Origin of the sequence: Pseudoalteromonas atlantica (assembly GCA_007988745.1) — a bacterium.
GTDB lineage: Bacteria > Pseudomonadota > Gammaproteobacteria > Enterobacterales > Alteromonadaceae > Pseudoalteromonas > Pseudoalteromonas atlantica.
Genome location: BJUT01000001.1, coordinates 256,853 through 278,742 on the forward strand (window position 1 = coordinate 256,853; position 21,890 = coordinate 278,742).

The window sequence follows — 21,890 nt, forward strand, 5'->3', positions numbered from 1 at the left end:
CTACATGAGTAGGATACCCGCTGTATTAAAACGTTGATCATTTTAGCGCTCTAAATAACTCATTAACTGCGTTAAAAACTTCTCATGTAGATAAACTATATAACTAAGTTTTTGCCTTGTTACTGAGCAATTTATCTGCCGCTATAATTGCTCACTAATTCAATACAGCGGGTATTATTTGTGTTGTACGCACATCGTTGTGACCTAGTTGTGTTTGTACTGAGCGTATATCGGCGCCATTTTGCAGTAGATGAGTAGCAAAAGAGTGCCTCAATGTATGAGGTGTTATTATTTTGTTAACCCTGATTTTTGACGGCTTTTTTAACCACTTTTCGAATACAAGAGTGATGAAAATGATGTCGCCTTATTTCACCACTTTGAGAGTCTGAACTTAATATATGAGAAGGAAATAAATACTGCCATGCTAGTGTTTTTGCGGCTGAAGGATATTTTTTTGTTAAGGCATATGGCATCCACGCGCCGGCATATTTAGTGTTATTTAAATCAAGCTTTAGGAAGTCATCAACGTTCAAAGTTTGAGTTTTCAGCATAGGGAACAGCTCTGCAGCGAGCGTTACAATACGATGTTTATTTCCTTTGCCATTCCATACTTGAATACATTTATAATCAAAATCAATATCTTGCACCCTTAATTGCACCGCTTCAATTACTCAAACCACTTCCATACATAAGGGCTGCGATTAAATAATAGCGCTTATTTAATCGCAGCCATCAACATTTTAACTTCCTCTGGGGTTATCACGACAGGGAGCTTTGCTTGTTTTTTACTACGGGCAAAGTTTGAATTTAATGAAAGTTCTTTTTTTATTATATGTTTGTATAAAAATGACAATGAATTGAGTCAGTGGCTTGCGTACGTGGTGCAACGTTTTGCTTTAACATAAATGCTCTAAGTAGCGCTCGACTTCATTGTCTTCCATTGAGGCGGGGTGGTGTTTATTATGAAAATGGATATAAGATGCAATCCATCTTAGGTACGTATCTACGGTGCGAAATGAATACTGACGTACCAGCATATAATCGGCTATATAATTTAAAAATGGAGAACGTGTTTTCATATTATCACCAATAATAGTACTGTATTTACATACAGTGTAGTTGTGCTACTCCAATATTCAAGAAAATGAGCGACGAGCGCATTTTGTCTTTTATTGAGAGTTTGAGTGCTAGTAAAAAATTATATATAGCAATGTGTTAAGTTATTTGGTAAAAATGATTTATAAAATACATGAGCGTATCGTTGGCATAAATATGCGCGATGAGCGCACTATTAAATTGTTATGTGCAAGGAGAAAATTTTGGATTCTATGGATGGAATTGATCTTCAAGATTCTTTCGTATTGGGATGGGAAGTTTCAGAAAATCAGTTTTCCATACAACTTGAAGCAAGTATTTGGCCTTCATCAGTTCATTATGTTGAACCCAAACCAAATGAATACACTTGTTACAAGAAAGCCGTTTTAACCTTTTCTAACTTTTCATCAATATCTTGTGTTAATGGGCAATCGGCAATCGAACCGACAACCGACATTGACGGTTCGATTGACTATGGCTACATAGATAGCTTCATTAAAACAGAGTCAGGTTTTTTCATCTCGGCATGCTTTGGTAATGTCAGTATTAGTAATGGCAAGGTTGTTTTGAATGTTTACACATAACAAAAAAATTATGTCACTCACTTCGTTTGCTGGGACGCTACACGTGGGCTGCTTCGCATTATAGCCCACATGTCTGCGCCCCTTATTTAAAAGCTAGTTGCTAAAAGGAATGAATATGGACATTGAATCTGCCGACATTGCGTCTTGGAATATTGCAGATAAAAAAGTTAATGGAACGGTTGGGTTAATTCGATACCGTCCTGACCTTCACTTTTTATTAGGTCATACTAATTACCCTAAAAAGCTCACAATTTTTTGGGATTTTGAACAGTCTAATTCGAGTGGTTTACCATCCGACGCTCAGATTGAAGAAATGCGGCAATTTGAAGACGCAATAGTACCAGTTCTTGATGACGATAGACTCGCCATATTTGTTTTTACTTACACTTTTAATGGTACTAGAGAGTGGCATTTTTATACTAATGATATCAGCTCAGTAGGTGAAAGAATTAACTCGGCTTTGTCCAAGTTTGCGAAACTTCCTATAGAAATGCAGGTAGAAACTGATGAAAGATGGTCAAAATTAAGAGAAGTTTATGAGCTATGTAGTTGATATCGCAACTAACACTTTACATAAACCGGATTTTGGCAAGAGCGGCCAAAACCGCTTATGTAAAGTGTTAGCAATTTAATTTAGCATGTGCAAATTTTTTTAACCCCTTTTGGTGTGTTCGGACGTTATTAAAAAATAATAATAAAATTTCAGGAAGAATATGAATAATAAAATACTAAAATCCCTCGCCATTGGCTCATTAGTTTTATGTAATTCAGTTGCTGCGGCAGATTGTCGTGATGTGTCAGAAATTATTGCTAAGCAGCTTGAAGATAACTACGTAATTCAAAATACGGCAACAAAGCTATCTAAGTTAATGCGCTCCAAGCTATTTCTCTCTGATTGCAGTCGCCTAGAATCAGCTGAAGATATAGCTGATTTTATGACTTTAGAATTAAACAAAATTGCTAATGATAAACACCTCTCTGTCGTTTATGACCCACAATGGGTAAATGAACTGAAAACATACCGTTCATCAGCACAAACTAAAGCGTTTTCGGATAGTCGAGCCATGGAGACTCCGACAGATAACTATGGTTTTAAAAAAGTTGAAATGCTTGATGGAAACATTGGTTACCTCGATATAAGAATGTTCTCTGACAGTCATTTAGGTGGTGAGACGCTTGAAAATGGGATGAAATTTTTACAGTATGCCGATGGTATCATTATTGATTTAAGGAACAATTTTGGTGGTAGCCCATTTATGGTAACTTCCTTAGCGAGTTACTTTTTTGACTTAGATACCGTCCACTTATCAACCTTTGAACAACGTGAAAACGGTGTGTTAACTCAAACGCAAGATTGGACGTCTCCATATGTTCCGGGTCCTAGGTTTAAAGATACTCCACTTTATATTCTCACCAGCAGAAATTCTGCATCCGCTGCAGAAGCCTTTAGCTATGCTATGCAAAGTTTGACTAGAGCAACCATTGTTGGAGAGGTAACTGCTGGTGCCGCTCATGGTAGAAGTGTAGAAATAGTCAATAACGATTATATTCTCACTTTACCATCTACACGACCTGTTGACCCTCGAACAAAAGATAATTGGGAAAGAAAAGGTGTAAAACCAAATATAGAAACGAACAGCGACAATGCACTTAATGTAGCTTATGCTGAGGTGCTTAATTCCTTAATCAAAAGTAATAGTAGCAACCTTAGTTTGCATCAATGGGTCTATCCATTGGTTAAAGCAAAATCCAGCCCGTACCAGCCAAGTCAGAGTGATTTCAATCAAATTATAGGTACGTATGGTAAGCGCAAAGTTTTTCAAGAAAATGGCAAACTTTTTTATCAATATTTAGATGATCCAGCTTTTGAAATAGAGCTACTTGATAAAGAAACTATTATTTTTAAAGCGTTTACTGAAGCACGGTTGCAAGCTATATATAAAGATAAAGAAGCCGTAGCATTGAAAATGCTCTCTTTTGGCGAGGATGCAAAAGAGTTTCAGAGAACGATGTAAAAATTGCTAAAAAGTTGCTTAAATGGACAAAAACAGCTGGCTTTTGCTCGTTCCTCGCTAATTTTAGCCAGCTATTTTATTGCCGCTTAGCAAAGCGTTAGGTGCTTCTGGAAAATCAATGGCTAAATCAGAAATAACACAGTTCTTAAAAGAGATCCGCACTAAATTTCCAAATGTTGGTCCTCTTATGGAAAAACATGAGAGTTGGGCACTCACATTTCTAATGGAAGAGTTCGCAAATTTGACAACTATTTTGTTAAACCAAGGCGATTTAGAAGAAGCACTAGAACAGTTGCAGTACATGAGCGAGAAACTAGATACTGCAACCAAGGCGGAATTCGAGTACATAGATGTATATTATACAGAGCACTTATTCTGGAAAGGAACCAAAGAAGGTATTGAACGTGGCTGGCCTCTCGTGCCAGATAATCTCAAAAAATTGTACTTGGACTTTCATGGTAAACCACCTAGGGTTGTGGTTTAAAAATGCACGCACCTAGGAATTATTAACGAGACACCCATATTAAATTTTGCACTTCACGCAATTAGATAGTAGCTTTTATTTAGTATAAAAAACAAGTCTAGAGCTCGTTGAGCTAACAGGGCTAATAATGCGAGAGGATAAACGCGGGCACATTGATAATATAACCCTTCCTTTGCTAGTAAGCCTTAATATATCACCAGAAAACTGGTTCAAGCTTGCAACCCAATTTACACGCGTATTTCATGGTGCATTAGGCAGACCCGCTTCTCAAGCACGTTACTGTGAAAATTTGAAGCGCAAACGGCGTTCAAATATTAGCAACTGCGAAAAGCTACTCGCATAAATCAGAAACCACTAAGTAAAAGTTAAAACTGCAATCCTGCAGTTATTTTCATGTATGAAATTTAGATCTAAGAATGCTAATGACTTATTTATTAGATGAAATGAAAAGTGACCCAGAAATAAAAGATAAATTCTTAATCTGATTGGTAAATTTGTTGGTACATTTTATTTGTAAATAAAAGTGGGTGTCAAGTTTGGTTTCTATTAAGCGTTATTACTTAGTTGGTCAGCTTTAAAGGTTATATACTTGAAATATAAATTCGAGAGAAAGGCAGAGTCTTTATTATTTAGCCAAAGTGAGCTTTATTTATAACCATTATCAGCAAAATTAAGTCACTAATGTAAATTATTCCATAATTAACAACGTTAAAAAACAATAACTTATTTGACAGAGTAGCTATCTCGTTTATTCTTTTAACATTTAGTAATAAGTTTTTTTATTATCACAGCTACAGATGTCGTGAAGTGATTTTAGTAAGTGCTTTAAGGAATAATTTATTCACATGTCTTCTACACCAGAAAATATAATTGGCCAGCAAGAAATGCTGGCGGTGCGCCAACGCAGGCGCTATACACTTTGCCATGTTTTGACCTTTTTAGGTGTGCTTTTTCTTGCTGCATTTGGAGGTTTGAGCTTAGTTAGTGGTTCGCATGTATTAGGTACCATATTATTAATTAATGCACTTGTGGGGTTAATCAATCTTTATCTTTTAAAGCGAAGTGGTAATGTTGAGCGAGCGGCAAAAATTCTTAGCGGTATTTTGTTTGTTTTATCGATGAGCTTATTAATCACTGGCGGTGAGAACAATACCGGAATGCTGTGGATTTATCCTATTGTTGCTATAAATCTTTTTATAAACCGCTTTTGGCCTGCTGTTTTTGTATTTAGTATTTTTAGTATTGCAAGTGCTTTGCTTTTATTTACGCCATTAAGTGCTTTATTAATGACTAGTTACTCACTCACCGAATCCGTTCGCTTCATGCTTACAATGCTGGCTTTAAATTCTATTTGTTTAGCTGCTTTACGTTCAGAAGAGCAAGCCTACGAAACTATTATGCAACTGCATGCAGATGATATTCGCCAAATGGCTTATTACGATAAGCTTACGGGGTTACCTAATCGATGGAGCTTTAAAACTAACCTTGAGCGTATGCTAAACCGTGCTGAGCGAGATAAACAGCGCATTGGTTTGCTTTATATAGATTTGGATAACTTTAAGCAGGTTAATGATCAGCATGGCCATGAAGCTGGGGACAGAGTTTTACTTAAATTTAGTGAGCGGCTTTTAGATGTTATACGCCCAAATGATCAACTATATAAGCCACAAACAGAAAGTTTAGCAAGGCTTGCTGGCGATGAGTTTGTTGTACTGTTACCTAATATTAAAGACCCCCTTGATGCAAGTACTGTGGCCGCAAGAATTTTAAATATTTTTAAAGGGGGATTTAGTGTTGATGATGTAGATCACATGATATACGCAAGTATTGGTATTGCTGTTTACCCCGATGATTCTGCTGACTCCAAAAATTTACTCCATCATGCTGATGCAGCAATGTATGACGCTAAAAATAATGGACGTAATTGCTTTAAATTTTTTACCCAAGACATTGCTGACAAGCTTCGTGAACGCCAACTCATTGACAAAGGGCTTAGACTTGCCTTAAATGAAGCGCATTTTAGTTTAGTTTATATGCCTATTTTTGCTTGTAAAGATAGCTCTATTGTAGCCGTTGAAGTGCTGCTTAGGTGTCACAGCCCCGCATTGAAAGGTTATGTGCCTGATCAATTCATCCCTGCGGCTGAGGCAACAGGCCTTATAAAAGATATTGATTTATGGGTTATAGACAACGCTTTAGAAGCACAAGGCGTTTTACAAAAAGAACACAGTTTTAGTGGCAAAATTTGTATTAATATTTCGGGTGTTGAGCTACACAACGAGCTATTTTCTGAACAGGTAAAAAATTTATTAGAACATCACCAAATTAAACCTAACTGTGTTGAGCTAGAAGTTACAGAGACGGCATTTGTTGCTGGTGATGTTACCTGCCTTAAAACGCTCAATGCGCTAAATGAACTTGGCGTATCCTTAGCATTAGATGATTTTGGTACAGGTTACACGGCATTTAATCAATTAATACATTACCCAGCTCATTGCTTAAAAATAGATCGCTCATTTGTAAATGATCTTTTTTCAGAGCGCGAGGCACGTAACAAAATGGTGATGATCATCCAAAGTTTGGCCAAGCTTTACGATCTTAGAGTGATTGCTGAAGGTGTTGAAACCGAAGCACAAATGACTTACCTCAAAGAACTTGGTTGTGATTGGGCACAAGGCTACTATTTATCGCGGCCATTACCGTGGGATGACTTTTGCGCGTTACTTAAATCCTAAAATAATTAACTTAACCAGCGCACTTATTTTTAAAATAAGTGCGCTGGTTTATGCGTGAATTATCCGAAACCAAAAATGAAGACATTGGTCGCAGAGCTTGTAAAGAAGATAACTGCACAGGTCGATTCTTTCATGCTGCATTAGGCAATCTCACTTCACAAGTAAGTGACTGAGAAAATTTAAAGCGCAAACGGCTTTCAAATATTAGCAACTGCGAAAACTACTCGCATAAATTAAAAACCATTCAGTAAATGTTAAAACTGCAATCTTGCAGTTTTTTTTATGCGTGTAATTCAGGTTTGGGAATGCTAAACAAGTGACTCATGGTTTATTAGCTCGCCTTTTTTTAGTCAGTACAAAACAGTTATCGATTTTGCTATTTGTACCCTTAACTTATAAGGCTCTAGAGGTTTTTAGAAAATTGGATTGTTATTTAAAATTCTCTGTTTATTTAAAATACGGATCTAATATATTTTCAATACGATAGGATTTATCGTTTTTTTAACAAAATTATAAAATGTAGATTATTCTGAAGAATAATGCGTGTGTACAATATTTGAACTTTTTAATCCCTTTATTATCAATCTATTGCACTATATATGTTGCTTAATGAAAATATACAATATTTACAAGCCTATTCTATAGGTGTAGTATTTTTAATGATTTATTATTATTTTCACTAAACAACAAGGATCTGTTTATGCACTTATATGAGGAACAGTTTTTAGAAGAGCATGATTACCCACGAGTTTCTAAACCTACAAAAGTGCTTATTATCGCATCAACTGAACGTTGTGGTAGTCATATGCTTGGTCATGCTTTACATAATACGCATGCGTTCGGTTTTCCCCTAGAATATGCCAATCCTGCTAATTTAAAAAAATGGAAAGAAAAATTTAAAACCGATGATTTTTATGAGGTTTTAGATGAGATACAAAAACGCAGAACATCACCCAATGGGGTATTTGGAATAAAGTTACATTATCAGCACATTGAAGAATTTGGTGGATTTGAACAATTAGTTAATTATTTTCCTGATGCTTATTATGTTTTGTTATCAAGAGAAAATGTGCTTAATCAAGCTGTGTCTTTATCAATAGCAAGCCAAACTGGGGTATGGATTGCGGGGCAAGAGCCTGTAAACGAAAACCCTGAATATGATTACTCGAGTATTGATAAAAGTCTTAAAAGTATTATTAAAAATAACTCGTCTTGGCGATATTCTCTCGCGGCGAGTGACTGTAATTATATGGAAATGAATTTTGATAATGTCAAAAATAATTTGGATAAGACTATTTCTGATATAGCTAAATTTATGGGTGTTTCAGTAAATGTTGAAGATATACCTACTGAACAAGTTACGAGTAAACAAAGTAATAAGCTAAACAAAGAATGGGAAGAACGTTTTTGCTCAGAGTTTAACTTATCAAGTAAATTAATTCCTGAACAAAAACCTGAACTTATAAAAAAGATTAAGAAAAAGGTTAAGAAAGTGTTGTCTTAATTTGTATATTTATAGGTTAAGCGATTTTTTCCTCGTGCTTTTTATATTTAATGGCCCATTAGTAAAAATATACTAGTGGGCCAATTTAATGATAGTCACTTTTAGATAAACCTTTACTTCTCTAATAGCTCTTTTCTTACTATTTCCGCGCCTTTACTCAATGCGTTAAGCTTAGCGTTCGCAACTTCGCGCGAAAGCGGGGCCATGCCGCAGTTTGTGCAGGGGTAGAGTTTGTCGGCATCTACAAACTGTAGGGCTTTGCGTAAAGTAGCGGCTACTTCTTCAGGTGTTTCTATTTCATTGGTGGCAACATCAATAGCGCCTACCATGACTTTTTTACCTCTGATCAGTTCAAGTAAGTCCATAGGTACGTGTGAGTTGTGACACTCAAGTGAGATAATACCAATATTTGATTGCTGTAATTTAGGAAAAGCTTCTTCGTACTGGCGCCATTCATTGCCGAGTGTTTTTTTCCAATCGGTGTTGGCTTTAATGCCGTAGCCATAACAAATATGCACAGCAGTTTCGCATTTTAACCCTTCAATTGCGCGTTCTAAACAGGCAATGCCCCAATCGTTTACTTCATCAAAAAATACATTAAACGCGGGCTCATCAAATTGGATAATATCTACGCCTGCGGCTTCTAGCTCTTTGGCCTCTTGGTTGAGTATTTTGGCAAATTCCCAGGCTAATTTTTCGCGGCTTTTGTAGTGGTCGTCATAAAGAGTATCTATCATGGTCATTGGGCCGGGTAGTGCCCACTTTATAGGTTGGTTAGTTTGCGAGCGCAAAAACTTAGCGTCTTCTACAAATACAGGTTTTTGACGGCTAACAGGGCCCACTACGCTTGGAACACTTGCATCGTAACGGTCGCGTATTTTTACGGTTTTTCGTTTTTCAAAATCAACACCGTTTAGGTGCTCTATAAATGTAGTTACAAAATGCTGACGTGTTTGCTCGCCATCGCTCACTATGTCAATACCAGCGAGTTGTTGTGAGTGAAGTGCAATGCGCAGGGCGTCTTTTTTGCCTTCAATAAGTTCGTTGTTTTGAAGCTTCCACGGCGACCAAAGGGTTTCTGGCTCTGCAAGCCATAAGGGCTTTGGTAGACTGCCAGCTGTAGATGTAGGTAATAATGTTTTCATAATAAGAGTGACCCTTTATTAAAATAAGGTTAGACGTTTGCTGATGTAAATTGCTCAAGCACTGATTTATACGGTTTTATAAAATGCTCTTCAGCAAACTTGCCTTGTTCTGCGGCTAATTTACTGCGCTCATCTCTGTCGTAAATAATTTGCGTGAGTGAGTGGTCGGCATTTTTTAAATTAGGCTTAAAGGCGTTACCCGCTTTGGCATTGGCGTTATAAATTTCTGGGCGATAAATTTTTTGAAAGGTTTCCATTGTGCTAATGGTGCTTATTAGCTCAAGGTTGGTGTAATCGTTTAGTAAGTCACCAAAGAAAAACAAGGCAAAGGGTGCGGCACTATTTGCAGGCATAAAGTAACGCACCTGTAGGCCCATTTTTTTAAAGTATTGCTCTGTTAACGAAGATTCGTTTGGTTGGTATTCAATACCTAAAATAGGGTGCTGGTTGGCAGTGCGATGATAGGTTTTGTTATCTGACACACTGAGGCATATTACCGGTGGTTTTTTAAAGTGTTGCTTATAGGTTTTTGAGCTTACAAACGATTGAAATAATTTACCATGCAGCTCACCAAAATTATCGGGAATACTAAATTGTGGTTTATTTTTATTATGTTGCTGCAGTAACACGCTAAAGTCGTAGTCGCGAACGTACGATGAAAAGTTATTACCAACAATACCTTCTATGCGCTTGTTTGTTTTGGTATCAATAATATTCGTTTTTAATATTTCTATAGAAGGAAAGCTTTGGCTGTTTTCATCTAAACCAATATCTACAGAAATAATCTCAAGCTCTACACTGTAGCGCTCAGCGGTTGGGTTATCCCAATTAGCAAGAGTGTTAAAGCGGTTGTTGATCATATTTAGCGCTTTTCTTAAGTTTTGTTGGCGGTGTTCGCCTCGTGCTAAGTTTGCAAAATTAGTGGTTATACGGGTGTTTTCAGCGGGTTGGTAGTTTTCATCAAGGCGCTGACTTTTAATATTGAATGTAATGTTTTTACTCATGGTGACTCTATCCATATTGTATATTTAAAACCTGAGCCTTTAGCGTGCTCAAAGGGTGGTTTTGTAATAAACAGGCTTAATGCTTATAAGCGCTGGCCGATGGATAATTTATACGTTGATTGGTGCTTTAATAAAAACGGTTTAATTTCACATAAAACATGAGTTTGATTCATTTATATAAATTAAATGTGTTACTGAGAGAACATATACCTGTGTTTGGGCATGTAAAAAAATAGTGCAGCGTATAATTTATAGGTGCTTAGACGTCTAGAAGTGTTTATTGTGACAAATTCACGTTGCGCATTAATAAAATTCAGGCACGGCTGTAACCCTTATTTTAATTAACGCTTAAAATTACAGTTTTAAAAATTACTGTAATTTTACGGCGAGTTATAGGCACTTATTTATTAAAATAGCGGTTAAAAGGGAGTGGTTTTTAATGCAACAACTAACAATAATACCCGCAGGCATCTATGTGTTGTTCATCTACGCTTAGTTACACTGACTTAACTAACTTGATAATAATAAAGTACATTATGTACGGACACTAAAATAAATGAACAAACTAAAAAATCTCATTACTCAATTTATAGTGGCAATGCAAAAGCGACCAGGGCTATTGGCTGTATTGGCGTTTTGCTCAGGTGTTGCAAGCTATGTAATGGTTGATAGAAAAGAGTCGTTCTCGCAAGTTATTGCCATTGTTTTACTGGTGAGCTGGTTTTGGTTGATTATCGACAATTGGCTACGCGATAAAGTACAAGAGCGCTTTGGGGTAGCCGTATCTCCTAATGTAATGCGCTTTGCACTGCAAATGGTGCAGCAAGAAAGCCTATTTTTTGCGTTACCGTTTTTTTTAGCGGTTACCCAGTGGGATCACCCACAAGCACTCTTTACATCGCTAATTATTATATGTGCCTTCATATCGGTAATAGATCCATTTTACTATAAAAAGTTAGCTAAAAACCGCACACTGTTTACAGTATTTCATAACTTTGCATTATTTGTGGTTTTGCTTGTTACGTTACCTATTTTATTAAACCTAACTACGAGCCAAAGCTTAGCAATTGCGCTTGTAACCTCAGTGCTTATTACTTTACCTAGCTTAACAAACTTAATGCCTGATGCGCGCTGGTGGCGTTTTCCTATTTTAGTTTTAATTTTATGCGTAATAAGCGCTGGGGTTTGGCAGCTTCGCAGTTTTGTTCCGCCTGCAGCCCTGCGTTTAACCGATATTACCTTGGCACATAAAGTAGATGTTGAGCATAAAAAACCACTAGGTAGCATTAATACTCTTGATTTATATACACTTCATCATGAAGGGTTATACACATGGACCGCAGTAAAAGCGCCAAGAGGTCTAAACGAAAAAATATTTCATGTATGGATACACAATAAAAAAGAGGTCGACAGAATTACGCTCAATATTAATGGCGGGCGAAAACAAGGCTACAGAGCATGGACTCATAAAGTAAATTTTCCGCATAATGCTAAAGGTAAGTGGCAAGTAAAAGTGGTAACTGAGTCGGGGCAATTAATAGGGATTACGAAATTTATTGTTACACCTTAACGCTATAAATACGCTGATAATCAACTAGAGATTTGATACGCTGTTTTTACATTACTTAATGGATGAGTGTTATGAGCATTGCTTTAGATATTGTTATGTGGCTAATGATAGAAACCATTTTAGGGTTTATTTTGTACTCTACCGGCTGTGCAATTTTAAACGTATTCACCTTTGGTCAGTTTAAAGCTGACATTAAAGATTATATGAGCTTTAAGGCAAATAAAGCTAAAAACGTTTACCTAATATGTTTACTTGGTTTTAGCTTTTACGCAGCGTTAATTGGTTTTGTTGCTTACATAAGCCAATAACTTAGGTTTATAAGTATATGAAGTTTAATAAGCTATTGGTTATAGCTGGGGTTTTAAGTTTTATAGCGTCACTTTTACATATTGCCTGTATTTTTGGCGGCCCTGATTGGTATCGCTTTTTTGGTGCTGGTGAGCACATGGCGCAGTTGGCTGAGCAGGGAAGTACGTATCCTACCTTTGTTACTTTAATTATATCAGCCATACTTGCTATTTGGGGCATGTATGCGCTCTCTGGCGCAGGTGTTATTTTAAAGCTGCCTTTTTTAAAAACGGCTTTGGTATTAATAACAGGTGTTTATTTACTAAGGGGGATAGCAGGATTAATAGCTCCTTTTGTAACAACCAGTCAGTTAATTCATCACAACTCAATTGTATTTTGGATTGTAAGCTCAATTGTATGCAGTATTTATGGGCTGTTTTATTTATTAGGTACACTTAAACTTTTCCGAACACATACCTCATTAACCTTATAAATTAAACACAGCGAGCGCTAAAAATAGATTTTTCACAGCTCAGGTTAATCAAGTTATTTACTATGTAAGGAGCAACATGAGTCACGATCACAGCCATCATATTAGTCACTATAATCGCGCGTTTGCTATAGGCGTTTTACTCAATCTTATATTTGTCGTGATAGAAGCAGGGTACGGTTTTTTTGCCAACTCCCTCGCGCTTTTAGCCGACGCAGGGCATAACCTAAGCGACGTGGTTAGTTTGTTACTTGCGTGGGGGGCAAATGTTTTGGCAAGTAAAGCCGCTACCGACAAGCGCACCTTTGGCTATAAAAAATCAACGGTGTTAGCGTCTTTAATGAGCTCTGTTTTACTTATGGCTGCCCTTGCTAGCATAGCTTGGCATGCCATAGAGCGTTTTGAAAACCCTCAGCCGGTTACAGGCATGACGGTTATAGTGGTTTCGCTTATTGGTGTGGTAATTAACACCTTAACTGCGTTGTTGTTTGTGCAAGGGCAAAAGCACGATTTAAATATTAGAGGTGCCTTTTTATATATGGCGGCCGATGCAGCGGTGTCTTTAGGTGTGGTAATTGCCGGCATTGTTATTTTATTTAAAAACTGGCAATGGGTAGACCCTGTTGTAAGTTTGAGTATTGTAGTGATTGTGTTTATTGGCACGTGGGGATTATTTAAAGACTCGCTCAATTACGCCACAGACGCCGTACCCAAAAATATTAGTATAGAAAAACTAAAGCAGTATTTTTTAAGTATTGAGCATGTAACAGGTGTGCATGGGCTACGTGTGTGGCCACTAAGTACCACAGAGTCTGCGCTTATTGTTCACTTAGTAACTGACAACAACGCATTAAATAACGACTTTTTAATTGAAGTACAGCACCATTTACATGACCACTTTGACATTGAACACGCCACCATTCAAGTTGAAAGCAGCCAAGGCAGCACAGGTTGTATGTTTAACCATGGGCATGCCCATGGTTAAACGTTAATTGGTTTTAAAAAATTAAACCTGATAGCTTGTAACAACTTAACGAAAAAATGAGTAGTAGCACGGGTAATATAACCACATTTAAAAGTGTTGAGTTGGTGTATTTTCCCATGACTGATTTTTGATTCACTAACCACACCAAGTACGCGGTAATGATGGGCAGTAGTAATCCATTTGCAGCTTGTGCAAATATTATTACCGCAACAGGGTCAAGCCCCAGTGAGGCCACAAATGCACCAAAAGCTAAAATAGTAATGGCGACTGTTTTAAAACGGGTGTTACTCATTTCGCTTGACCAACCAAGCATGCCACATACCGCATACGCACCTGCTAATGGGGCTGTTATTGCGCTGGTTAATCCTGCGGCAAATAAACCAATAGCAAAAAAGTAATGCGCTGCTTCGCCAAGTAATGGCTCAAGTTGCACAGCCATATTTGCTGCACTAATTTTACCGGCATCGGTGCCATAAAACGCAACAGACGCGGTTGATAAAATGGCAAGGGTGATCACCCCACCTAGCGTAATTGATAAACCTGTATCTAAGTTAGTTTGTTTAATAACAGTGTCTTTATCACTTTTAGAATGATCTTGCGCTGCTAAAACACCAGAGTGCAAAAATAAGTTATACGGTACAATGGTTGTGCCAATGAGGGCCAATACCGTTGTAATTGAGCCACTTGGCATTGTAGGTATAAACCCAGCGAGGACTTTAGCCATTGGTGGCGCAGCCATAATTAGGGTAGATATAAATACCAGGCTCATAAGGATCACCAGCAGTATTAATGCATTTTCTACCACTTTGTGCTTACCACTGTATAAAAGAATAGCGCTACACACAGCAATTAACGGCGTCCATATTTGTGCACTTACCCCTGGGAAAATACCAACCAACCCCATACTTGCACCACTGAGGTTTCCGGCTTCATATGCAGCGCTACCCACACCAATTGCACTTATTACTAAAAAACTAGCAAGCGCTTTAAGATAAGGGGTTTTAATGTGTGCACGTAACGCTTGTGCTAAATCTTGCCCTGTTGCTACTCCTAATCGAGCAGCCATAGACTGCAACAAAATAGTGGCAATAACCGAAAAGAGTAATGTCCAGATTAATGCAAACCCAAAGTTTGCACCGGCAACACTTGCCGTTGTGATTGTTCCGGGGCCAATAAATGCGGCAGTTACAAGTAATCCTGGGCCAAATCGCATACTGTTACCTTAATATTTGCTTTTAAATTTAGAACAACGTTTTATTACGTTGAACCTAGATTGCTGCCACTTTACGTGCCATGCAGCGAGAGCCCCACCTTGGCTAATTAACCTTAAACTCTGGGTAATTATTTTAATATGACTATCAAAAAGCCGCGTAGGATACCAACTTATATATAGATTTAAAGAGCCAAACGATTACCTGCTTGTTAATTGCACAATACGCGCGAGTTATATTTATAAATCAGCCATGTGCGTTGTTGGTTTCATATTTTTATCCTACCTTATAGATTGTAAAATGAGCAAGTTACTTAGTTTTTTAATGATGTGAGCCATTTTTTAAATAAATTGTTTAAAAAGGCATCTTTTTATTGCTGAGCTTCGTTAAATAGCACTATTATGCGCAACTTTTTGGTTTTGGACCTTTTAATGAAAACTAATTTAAAAATCTGTCACTTTATCTGCATTATCTCGCTGGCTTTAGGTACGAGTAAAAGCGCTGCGAATGAATCGCTACACGAGCTTGAGGTAGGTGTAGGCGGGAATATAAAAAGCGTTGCACACACTGACCACGAAAATGAAAAATTAAATTTTCATATTCATCCTTTATGGGAAAGCCATTATGTGACAGAAGGGCGCGATAACTTGCCCGGTAGTGCTTTAGCCTCTATTGCGGGCGAAATAAATTACAATGACTTTACGTTTATCCCTTGGTTAGCAACAGGCACTGATAATGACTACGATGAGCTAAATTTAAATGCTATTTATTCAACTGAGCTTGCAGAGCACCTAACTTTGTATGCAGGTTACAACCATATAAAAGCACGCGAGGAAGGAGTAAATTCCCATGATAATGAGCTTAGCCTCGATATAAGCTATTCATATGATTGGGATATACATGCAATGGCGAGTATCTACCACTCGTTATCGCTCAGCGGCTCTTTTATAGAGCTGGCAATTACAAAAGAGTATGCATTTAGTGATTTAATGCGATTGGAGCTGCAAACTGCGGCGGGTTTTAATAGTGGTTATGTAAGTGATGGCCACAATGGCCTTAATAACGTAAAACTTGCTGCTAATTTATCTTATCAACTATTAAATAATGTCATGCTATCTGGCTATGCCAGTTACAGCGTTGCAATAAACAAAGATACTGCACACTATAGCGGTGATGAGCATTTACGCTCCTTATTTTGGGCAGGACTTGGTGTTAGTTATCAATTTAATTAAGTGGAGATTAGGCGCTAGCATTAAAGCGTAAGTGATGGGTGCCACCCTTATTAATTTTTGTTTAGAGTGCTAAAAATTGTGCAAACAAATAAAAGTCTCGCATTTTTAATATGTTTTAGGTTTAAGGTATAGTGGGTACAACACTCAATTAAAGAGGCTTTTATGAAATTTTTAGTTTTTTTAGGCACCGTTAGAGATAGCACACCCCCTAAGCCAGCACGATTAGGAGAGCGAGTAGCTGAGTCATGCCTCAAATGTTTAAACGAGCGCTACAGCGAGCACGAGTTTGAACTTATAGACGCGCTCGACTTTCCTTCAGAGGATGTATTTAAACCCCATTTTGCCTATGCAAAAAGCCAAGCTCCAGCACATTTAACAGCCTTAGCAGATAAAATTACCCAAGCCGATGGCTATATAATGGTAAGCCCAGAGTACAATCATAGTATGAGCCCGGCATTAGCTGATTTGCTAAACCATTTTGGCAGCTCGTTGTTCTCGTATAAGCCAAGCGCTATTGTCACCTATTCGGCAGGGCAATGGGGAGGACTACGTGCGGCAATTAGTTTACGCACCTTTTTATCTGAACTTGGGTGTTTACCAGTATCTGCAATGGTTCATGTACCAAAGGCGCAAGAGGTGCTAAATAGCGATGGTTCAATGCAAGAGGGCGAAGAAGAAAAATCGTGGTTTAATTATTATTCGCGTACTTTTAGTCAACTGATGTGGTGGGCACAGGCGAGCAGCCAACATAGTAAAAACGTAGATCCCCACGCTATGTTAAAAAGTTTTAAAACAGCGCCATCTCAGCGGAATGCACCTTAAAAAATGTATTAAGGTGCGCTTTTATATATATACTGTTTTTATATACAGCACCTTGCTCGGTTAAAATAATAAGCTAATTGATAAGCGGGCTGTGCGAGGCTCAATAGGATGAAAGTGGTTATCTTCTACACCTTGTGCAGGCTCGCCCGGTAAGCGCGAAGCGTAGTAGTAATCTATATCGTGATCGGTACTATCAAATAAGTTCAGTAGTTCAAAATCGACTTTCCAGTGAGTTTGTTTATAACTAATAGCACTATTAACTACCGTTAATGGTTCAGAGCGAATATCACCAGAGTCAGAAAGCGTACGTTTACCTATGTGGCGTACTCTAAATGATGATTGCCACATTTGACTTATATGCCAATTTAAGCCTGCACTTGCAACAACAGGTACTGCGCCTTCTATATAGTTCTTGTCAGAGTTTATATTTAATCTTGAACGAGTAAACGAGGCTTCCATGTCTAGGCTAAAGCGTTCATTAATCCAGTAATACGCGCTTAGCTCTAGACCATAACGTTTTGATGCATCAGTGGGCTCTGTATTACCCGCATCACCTACAAATAAAAGCTCTGAGTCGAGTGTAAGCCACCATAAAGCGGCGGATAAATTAACGTTTTGATCATCGGCAAAACGCAGGCCTAGTTCAGCACCTTCACTTTTTACCAGTAAATCTACTTTTTCGGCATTTTGTCGGCTAACAGGGTCAATATTAATGGTAGTGCCGCGGGCATCGTTTGAATGAAAAGACTGCCCCCAGTTTGCATAAGCGACTAACAAATCAGTAAGTTTATAATTTAAACTGCCTTTAAAGCTTACTAAGTCATCGTTTGCTTTGCCCGAGTTTACCTGTGTGATACTGCTTACATCGGTATCAAAATAGTCGTACCGCACGCCTGCTGTTGCCTCTAATTTAGGTGTGAAAAGTATTTTTGTTTGCCAATAACTCGAATAGCTTGTTTGTTTTATGGCATCTTGTCTTATTGTATTGAGTCTTTCTCGCGCTTTAGTGTTATAAAGTCCTACCTTGTCTATATCGTCATGGCGAACCTCAAGCCCTGCTGTGTGCTGCATATTTAAACCAGCAGTAAGGGAGTCAAATTGATAACTTAGCTCACCACCATAAATAGTGCGGCTATCTTGTTGGTTAAACTGATCGCCATTTATAGGGTCGTTTAAAAAATAGCTAAAGTTAGAAAACAGCGTTAAATCATAATTTATGGCATAAATACTGGTTTTTATATGCTTGCCTTGCCAAACACTTGATAGGCTATAGCGACTCGAACTCCCCCCAAGGGTGGTATCAAGCGACCCTAAGGGTGACGTTATATTTTGTGACACTGCGCGCTGTGGAATTTGATCGGCTGATTGCCATGTGTTGTCGTAGGCCATTGCTGTAATAGATAAATCTCCATTTAAAGCTTTACCAACATAACGAAGTAGGGCATTTTTTTTATTTACGTTTTCGTTTATATCATCCCATGGGCCATCGTAGCCTTGCCACTCAGCTGCTGCTATTAACTTGGCATTAGATACATCAACCGCACTAAGTACTACTGCACGTGTATAGTTATCTTCACCAATGCTTAGCTCTATTTGCTTGTGCTTTAAGTTATTAGCTAAATTAAATTGCGCACTCCCCGCACTTGAAAAGTCCCCTTGTGTAGCGCTGTATGATCCTTTTTGGTAATTTATAGTTGAAATAGCTTCTGGAATAATAAAATTAAGATCGGTATAACCTTGCCCGTGTCCATGGCTTCGCATATTTATTGGCATGCCTTCAATGCTGGTGGCAAAGTCGGTGCCATGATCTAAATTAAAGCCTCTAATAAAGTATTGATTAGCCTTACCCGAGCCACTGTGTTGTGTAACTGCCATGCCTGGAATAAGCTCTAACATTTCGGCGCTTCTGAGCATTGGGCGCTGCTGTATTTCTCCTTGACCAATAATACCGCTTGAGGCACTGATAGACTCGCCAATTAAACCATCTCTATGTCCATAAACAGTAAGGGTCTCTATATTCGCGTAGCTGCTAGTGCTATATAACGTGCTCAGTGTAAGTAAAGCTAATCTCTTCATCGCTAAAATCCCTATGTATTTACTATCTAAAATAAGCAGATAGTTTAAATACGGCTTAGCTGATCGATTGGATGCAACATTTGTTATCAAGGTGTAATGGTGCATGTTTAGCACTTAGCTAGTTAGCTTTTTAGGTAAGAGTAAAAACTACAAGGTGAGTATTGTAATCTAGCTATATAACACTAATAATCATCTGGCTAACTCACTATTTAACCTATAAAACAAAGAGCCTGTATTGAAAGCCAAAGAAATTCGCAATTTTTATATTAACGAAGAGCAATCTGTTTATTTGCTGTCACATAGAGATGCCAAAAAACACCGTCAATGGCTTAATATTTGTATTAAACAACTGAGTGCGCTTGGGTATAAAAATGTAGAGATGATTGGGTCAGGCGCGTTTGGGTTTGTGTTTGCTGGCAATGACGAAAATGCCTTACCTTGGGTGTTTAAGTTCTCGCGTATTACGCTTGCCCAAAGTGTGCGCGACCGCCTAGAAGACGAAGCGTATATGCTCTCGCAAATTAATAACCCGCTAGTGCCTACCTTTTATGCTTTTGAGCGTATAAAAAAGCAAGGTATTCTAATGATGGCCCGTGCCATTGGAGAGGACCTTGAAAAAGTATCGCTAAAAAAAGGGCGTTTTAGTGCCGCCCATATAATGCAATTAGCGGTGCGGCTACGTAATGTATTAATTGATTTGCGTAATCATAAAAATGGTTTAACCCCTCAACCTATAGTGCATGGCGATATTAAACCTTCTAACTTAGTATGGGATGAGCAAAGCGATGCGCTGTCTTTAGTTGATTGGGGAAGTTCTGTTTACGCACAGGTTGATAGTAAGGGTGAGCCTATAGCCAGTAATTTTATGGATTTAATGTCGGGAGATTTAAGTACTACTAATGCCAGAATGGGCGATGTGTATTTTATAGGTGATGCGCAAATGTCCGGTGAGCAGTCATCCCCACGCTTTGATGAACAAGGTGTGGCTTCTACTTTATATGCACTTGCCTCCGCTCAGTCGTGTCGTTTTGGTGCGCAAGCCATTCCTGCAAGCTCGCTTGGCTTACCCAAAGAGCTTGCCAATGTAATTGATGGCATGCTGTCTAAAAATAAAACCATACGCGATGGCGCAGGCGATTACTTTATGCGTAACATTACCAAAATGGCTCAGGCGTATTTACCTGAGCTTAAAAAAGCGGAGCCTCGTCCTGCTATCCCGTATTGGTTTGGCAAAGGTGATAAGCCCGACACCGTAGTATATAGCTCGCGCAAACAGTTTTTACGACAAGCCGATCATAATCAGCAGCTGCTAGATGTTAACGATGCTCAATTAGACCGCTACTATAAAGAGTTTTTGTTTGATACCGGCGATACCGAAAAAGCCTTTTTGGCTTCTATTAGCCGCCTAGCTAAATACCCGGTAGTGGGTGGATTGAGCTTTCATTGGAAAGATGAGTCGTTGTTTGTTGAGTCATCGCTTATTATGCATGATGAAAGTTTAAAAACAGCCTTTACCGATGCCATTAATAATACCGTGATGCTTGCACAAGCGATTAGTCAAAAAGGTTTATTTAAGTGTTGTTTATTTGATGCGCGTAAAACTATTCAGTTAGAGCGAGATGGCACCGGGGCGTTTAAGTTTGATAACCTCCCTGAGCTGGATTATGAAGTTGTTAGCATGAAGGCAAACGAAATTGCACGCCCACATTCTTACTTTGAAGACGGTAAAGACCCTGATGAGCAGCTGCAACTTCCTAAAAAAGTGATTAGATGCGTGTTTGAGCTAAATCAAATTCATCATACGGGCTGTATTATATTTGAAGCCCTGCCAGATAGAATGAAAATACACCATTACTATCGCTTACTTGATGAAAGCAAAGAAGTAGAGTTTAAACGGTTACTTAATAAATTAATGCAGTATGCAGTTAACATTACTGATGTAGGAGTAGCAGGATTTATGAAGCTTCCTTATAAAAACACTCGCGAATTTTCGCTTTGTGAAAAACAACCAGAGAATTTCTTTCCTAAAAATCCAAAATTATGAGCGCAATAAATTAAAAAAGGGCAGCTTAATTTTAAGTCTGCCCTTGGCTACTTAATTGTTAGTTTAAAACACTGTGCTAAAAGGCGTACGCGGTGTTAAGGCAAACTGATGAGTCATTTTTTGCTGTTTGTTAGTGGCAGTAATGTGGTACTTATTTAAATCAGAATTTTGACTAAATAACCTAACGTTTAATTTTAGCTGTGCGCTAATATCGGGCACTGTATATCGGCCCGTAATCGTTATGTACTCAATGTTATTAGTATCAGTATGCGACACTTCAGGGTTTAGTAATAAGCCTTCTAGGGAAAACTTATAATGATGATCGTTTAAATAAACCCCTCGCAATATGGTTTTGCTGATTTGCTTTTTATGGGCGTTAAATTCCTCCATAGATACTTTTTTATTTAAATCATCATCAAGGTTATTAAATGCAGAAATAGGCAGCGAGAGCACAATAAAGGCATGGTTATCAATCACGTTTAATGTTCCGTGTTGAGCCACCATTAAATGTGCATAAACAACCGGTGCTATAACAATATTGGCCACTAAAATAAGTGCAACTAGTGCTTTTTTATGTAATTTCATCATGCTCACTTTGCCTATAAG

General features: G+C 38.1%; 19 protein-coding genes and 2 pseudogenes. 15 read left to right on the top strand and 6 right to left on the bottom strand.

Features of this window, described 5'->3' with window-relative positions; genetic code table 11:
- Window positions 1–154: 154 nt before the first annotated feature.
- A pseudogene (locus tag PAT01_RS01115) lies at window positions 155–1,079 on the bottom strand (integron integrase).
- A gap of 240 nt (window positions 1,080–1,319) precedes the next feature.
- On the opposite strand from PAT01_RS01115, the gene PAT01_RS01120 reads away from it, so the two are divergent.
- The 8 genes and pseudogenes from PAT01_RS01120 to PAT01_RS01150 all read left to right on the top strand — a co-directional run bounded on the left by PAT01_RS01120 (window position 1,320) and on the right by PAT01_RS01150 (window position 8,417).
- Window positions 1,320–1,679, top strand: a complete 360-nt coding sequence (locus tag PAT01_RS01120; RefSeq protein WP_138576282.1) for a hypothetical protein — start codon at window positions 1,320–1,322, stop codon at window positions 1,677–1,679.
- A 115-nt stretch (window positions 1,680–1,794) separates the two neighbouring features.
- Window positions 1,795–2,232, top strand: a complete 438-nt coding sequence (locus PAT01_RS01125) for a DUF695 domain-containing protein (RefSeq protein WP_171036119.1) — start codon at window positions 1,795–1,797, stop codon at window positions 2,230–2,232.
- A gap of 160 nt (window positions 2,233–2,392) precedes the next feature.
- Window positions 2,393–3,694: a S41 family peptidase gene (locus PAT01_RS01130; RefSeq protein ID WP_138576286.1), complete on the top strand. Its 1,302-nt coding sequence runs from the start codon at window positions 2,393–2,395 to the stop codon at window positions 3,692–3,694.
- Window positions 3,695–3,812: 118 nt separating this feature from the next.
- A complete protein-coding gene (locus PAT01_RS01135; RefSeq protein ID WP_138576288.1) occupies window positions 3,813–4,178 on the top strand; it encodes a DUF7674 family protein in 366 nt (121 codons plus the stop codon).
- Window positions 4,179–4,266: 88 nt separating this feature from the next.
- Window positions 4,267–4,521, top strand: a pseudogene (locus PAT01_RS01140) (transposase); the annotation flags it as partial.
- 502 nt (window positions 4,522–5,023) lie between these two features.
- The gene (locus PAT01_RS01145; RefSeq protein WP_138576290.1) at window positions 5,024–6,913 is read left to right on the top strand and encodes a putative bifunctional diguanylate cyclase/phosphodiesterase; all 1,890 of its coding nucleotides are present in this window, start codon (window positions 5,024–5,026) and stop codon (window positions 6,911–6,913) included.
- 50 nt (window positions 6,914–6,963) lie between these two features.
- Entirely contained in the window at window positions 6,964–7,086 is a 123-nt protein-coding gene (locus tag PAT01_RS20195; protein WP_283234866.1) for a hypothetical protein, read from the top strand.
- Window positions 7,087–7,613: 527 nt separating this feature from the next.
- Window positions 7,614–8,417: a Stf0 family sulfotransferase gene (locus PAT01_RS01150; protein ID WP_138576292.1), complete on the top strand. Its 804-nt coding sequence runs from the start codon at window positions 7,614–7,616 to the stop codon at window positions 8,415–8,417.
- A 113-nt stretch (window positions 8,418–8,530) separates the two neighbouring features.
- Here PAT01_RS01150 and PAT01_RS01155 read toward each other — a convergent pair whose 3' ends face one another.
- Together PAT01_RS01155 and PAT01_RS01160 are read right to left on the bottom strand one after the other, a co-directional pair.
- Entirely contained in the window at window positions 8,531–9,562 is a 1,032-nt protein-coding gene (locus PAT01_RS01155) for a methionine synthase (RefSeq protein ID WP_138576294.1), read from the bottom strand.
- A 29-nt stretch (window positions 9,563–9,591) separates the two neighbouring features.
- The gene (locus PAT01_RS01160) at window positions 9,592–10,566 is read right to left on the bottom strand and encodes a DUF1852 domain-containing protein (protein WP_138576296.1); all 975 of its coding nucleotides are present in this window, start codon (window positions 10,564–10,566) and stop codon (window positions 9,592–9,594) included.
- A 556-nt stretch (window positions 10,567–11,122) separates the two neighbouring features.
- Here PAT01_RS01160 and PAT01_RS01165 point away from each other — a divergent pair.
- From PAT01_RS01165 to PAT01_RS01180, 4 genes are all read left to right on the top strand, one after another.
- Complete coding sequence (locus tag PAT01_RS01165) at window positions 11,123–12,136, top strand: DUF5924 family protein (RefSeq protein ID WP_138576298.1); 1,014 nt, start codon at window positions 11,123–11,125, stop codon at window positions 12,134–12,136.
- Window positions 12,137–12,207: 71 nt separating this feature from the next.
- On the top strand, window positions 12,208–12,444 hold the full coding sequence (locus tag PAT01_RS01170; RefSeq protein WP_138576300.1) for a hypothetical protein: 237 nt from the start codon (window positions 12,208–12,210) through the stop codon (window positions 12,442–12,444).
- A 17-nt stretch (window positions 12,445–12,461) separates the two neighbouring features.
- Complete coding sequence (locus PAT01_RS01175; protein WP_055253537.1) at window positions 12,462–12,917, top strand: hypothetical protein; 456 nt, start codon at window positions 12,462–12,464, stop codon at window positions 12,915–12,917.
- Between the two features lie 76 nt (window positions 12,918–12,993).
- Window positions 12,994–13,899, top strand: a complete 906-nt coding sequence (locus PAT01_RS01180; protein WP_154944422.1) for a cation diffusion facilitator family transporter — start codon at window positions 12,994–12,996, stop codon at window positions 13,897–13,899.
- A gap of 13 nt (window positions 13,900–13,912) precedes the next feature.
- Here the strand turns inward: PAT01_RS01180 and PAT01_RS01185 are convergent, their stop codons facing one another.
- Complete coding sequence (locus PAT01_RS01185; RefSeq protein WP_024032231.1) at window positions 13,913–15,112, bottom strand: Nramp family divalent metal transporter; 1,200 nt, start codon at window positions 15,110–15,112, stop codon at window positions 13,913–13,915.
- 429 nt (window positions 15,113–15,541) lie between these two features.
- Between PAT01_RS01185 and PAT01_RS01190 the strand changes: the two genes are divergently transcribed.
- Window positions 15,542–16,342 (top strand): hypothetical protein, encoded by an 801-nt coding sequence (locus PAT01_RS01190; protein WP_154944423.1) that lies wholly within the window; start codon window positions 15,542–15,544, stop codon window positions 16,340–16,342.
- 162 nt (window positions 16,343–16,504) lie between these two features.
- Window positions 16,505–17,164: an NADPH-dependent FMN reductase gene (locus PAT01_RS01195; RefSeq protein ID WP_121637466.1), complete on the top strand. Its 660-nt coding sequence runs from the start codon at window positions 16,505–16,507 to the stop codon at window positions 17,162–17,164.
- Between the two features lie 60 nt (window positions 17,165–17,224).
- Here PAT01_RS01195 and PAT01_RS01200 read toward each other — a convergent pair whose 3' ends face one another.
- Window positions 17,225–19,240, bottom strand: a complete 2,016-nt coding sequence (locus PAT01_RS01200) for a TonB-dependent receptor (RefSeq protein ID WP_154944424.1) — start codon at window positions 19,238–19,240, stop codon at window positions 17,225–17,227.
- 235 nt (window positions 19,241–19,475) lie between these two features.
- On the opposite strand from PAT01_RS01200, the gene PAT01_RS01205 reads away from it, so the two are divergent.
- On the top strand, window positions 19,476–21,284 hold the full coding sequence (locus PAT01_RS01205; RefSeq protein ID WP_154944426.1) for a protein kinase domain-containing protein: 1,809 nt from the start codon (window positions 19,476–19,478) through the stop codon (window positions 21,282–21,284).
- A 63-nt stretch (window positions 21,285–21,347) separates the two neighbouring features.
- On the opposite strand, the gene PAT01_RS01210 is transcribed toward PAT01_RS01205, so the two are convergent.
- Window positions 21,348–21,872 (bottom strand): hypothetical protein, encoded by a 525-nt coding sequence (locus PAT01_RS01210; RefSeq protein ID WP_154944428.1) that lies wholly within the window; start codon window positions 21,870–21,872, stop codon window positions 21,348–21,350.
- Window positions 21,873–21,890: the final 18 nt, after the last annotated feature.

What these genes read in the sequence shown, in the direction of transcription:
- PAT01_RS01195 (WP_121637466.1), top strand. Translation starts at nt 16,505, where the DNA reads ATGAAATTTTTAGTTTTTTTAGGCACCGTTAGAGATAGCACACCCCCT.
- PAT01_RS01135 (WP_138576288.1), top strand. Translation starts at nt 3,813, where the DNA reads ATGGCTAAATCAGAAATAACACAGTTCTTAAAAGAGATCCGCACTAAA.
- PAT01_RS01150 (WP_138576292.1), top strand. Translation starts at nt 7,614, where the DNA reads ATGCACTTATATGAGGAACAGTTTTTAGAAGAGCATGATTACCCACGA.
- PAT01_RS01180 (WP_154944422.1), top strand. Translation starts at nt 12,994, where the DNA reads ATGAGTCACGATCACAGCCATCATATTAGTCACTATAATCGCGCGTTT.
- PAT01_RS20195 (WP_283234866.1), top strand. Translation starts at nt 6,964, where the DNA reads ATGCGTGAATTATCCGAAACCAAAAATGAAGACATTGGTCGCAGAGCT.
- PAT01_RS01160 (WP_138576296.1), bottom strand. Translation starts at nt 10,566, where the DNA reads ATGAGTAAAAACATTACATTCAATATTAAAAGTCAGCGCCTTGATGAA.
- PAT01_RS01190 (WP_154944423.1), top strand. Translation starts at nt 15,542, where the DNA reads ATGAAAACTAATTTAAAAATCTGTCACTTTATCTGCATTATCTCGCTG.
- PAT01_RS01175 (WP_055253537.1), top strand. Translation starts at nt 12,462, where the DNA reads ATGAAGTTTAATAAGCTATTGGTTATAGCTGGGGTTTTAAGTTTTATA.
- PAT01_RS01125 (WP_171036119.1), top strand. Translation starts at nt 1,795, where the DNA reads ATGGACATTGAATCTGCCGACATTGCGTCTTGGAATATTGCAGATAAA.
- PAT01_RS01145 (WP_138576290.1), top strand. Translation starts at nt 5,024, where the DNA reads ATGTCTTCTACACCAGAAAATATAATTGGCCAGCAAGAAATGCTGGCG.
- PAT01_RS01185 (WP_024032231.1), bottom strand. Translation starts at nt 15,112, where the DNA reads ATGCGATTTGGCCCAGGATTACTTGTAACTGCCGCATTTATTGGCCCC.
- PAT01_RS01200 (WP_154944424.1), bottom strand. Translation starts at nt 19,240, where the DNA reads ATGAAGAGATTAGCTTTACTTACACTGAGCACGTTATATAGCACTAGC.
- PAT01_RS01170 (WP_138576300.1), top strand. Translation starts at nt 12,208, where the DNA reads ATGAGCATTGCTTTAGATATTGTTATGTGGCTAATGATAGAAACCATT.
- PAT01_RS01155 (WP_138576294.1), bottom strand. Translation starts at nt 9,562, where the DNA reads ATGAAAACATTATTACCTACATCTACAGCTGGCAGTCTACCAAAGCCC.
- PAT01_RS01210 (WP_154944428.1), bottom strand. Translation starts at nt 21,872, where the DNA reads ATGATGAAATTACATAAAAAAGCACTAGTTGCACTTATTTTAGTGGCC.
- PAT01_RS01130 (WP_138576286.1), top strand. Translation starts at nt 2,393, where the DNA reads ATGAATAATAAAATACTAAAATCCCTCGCCATTGGCTCATTAGTTTTA.
- PAT01_RS01165 (WP_138576298.1), top strand. Translation starts at nt 11,123, where the DNA reads ATGAACAAACTAAAAAATCTCATTACTCAATTTATAGTGGCAATGCAA.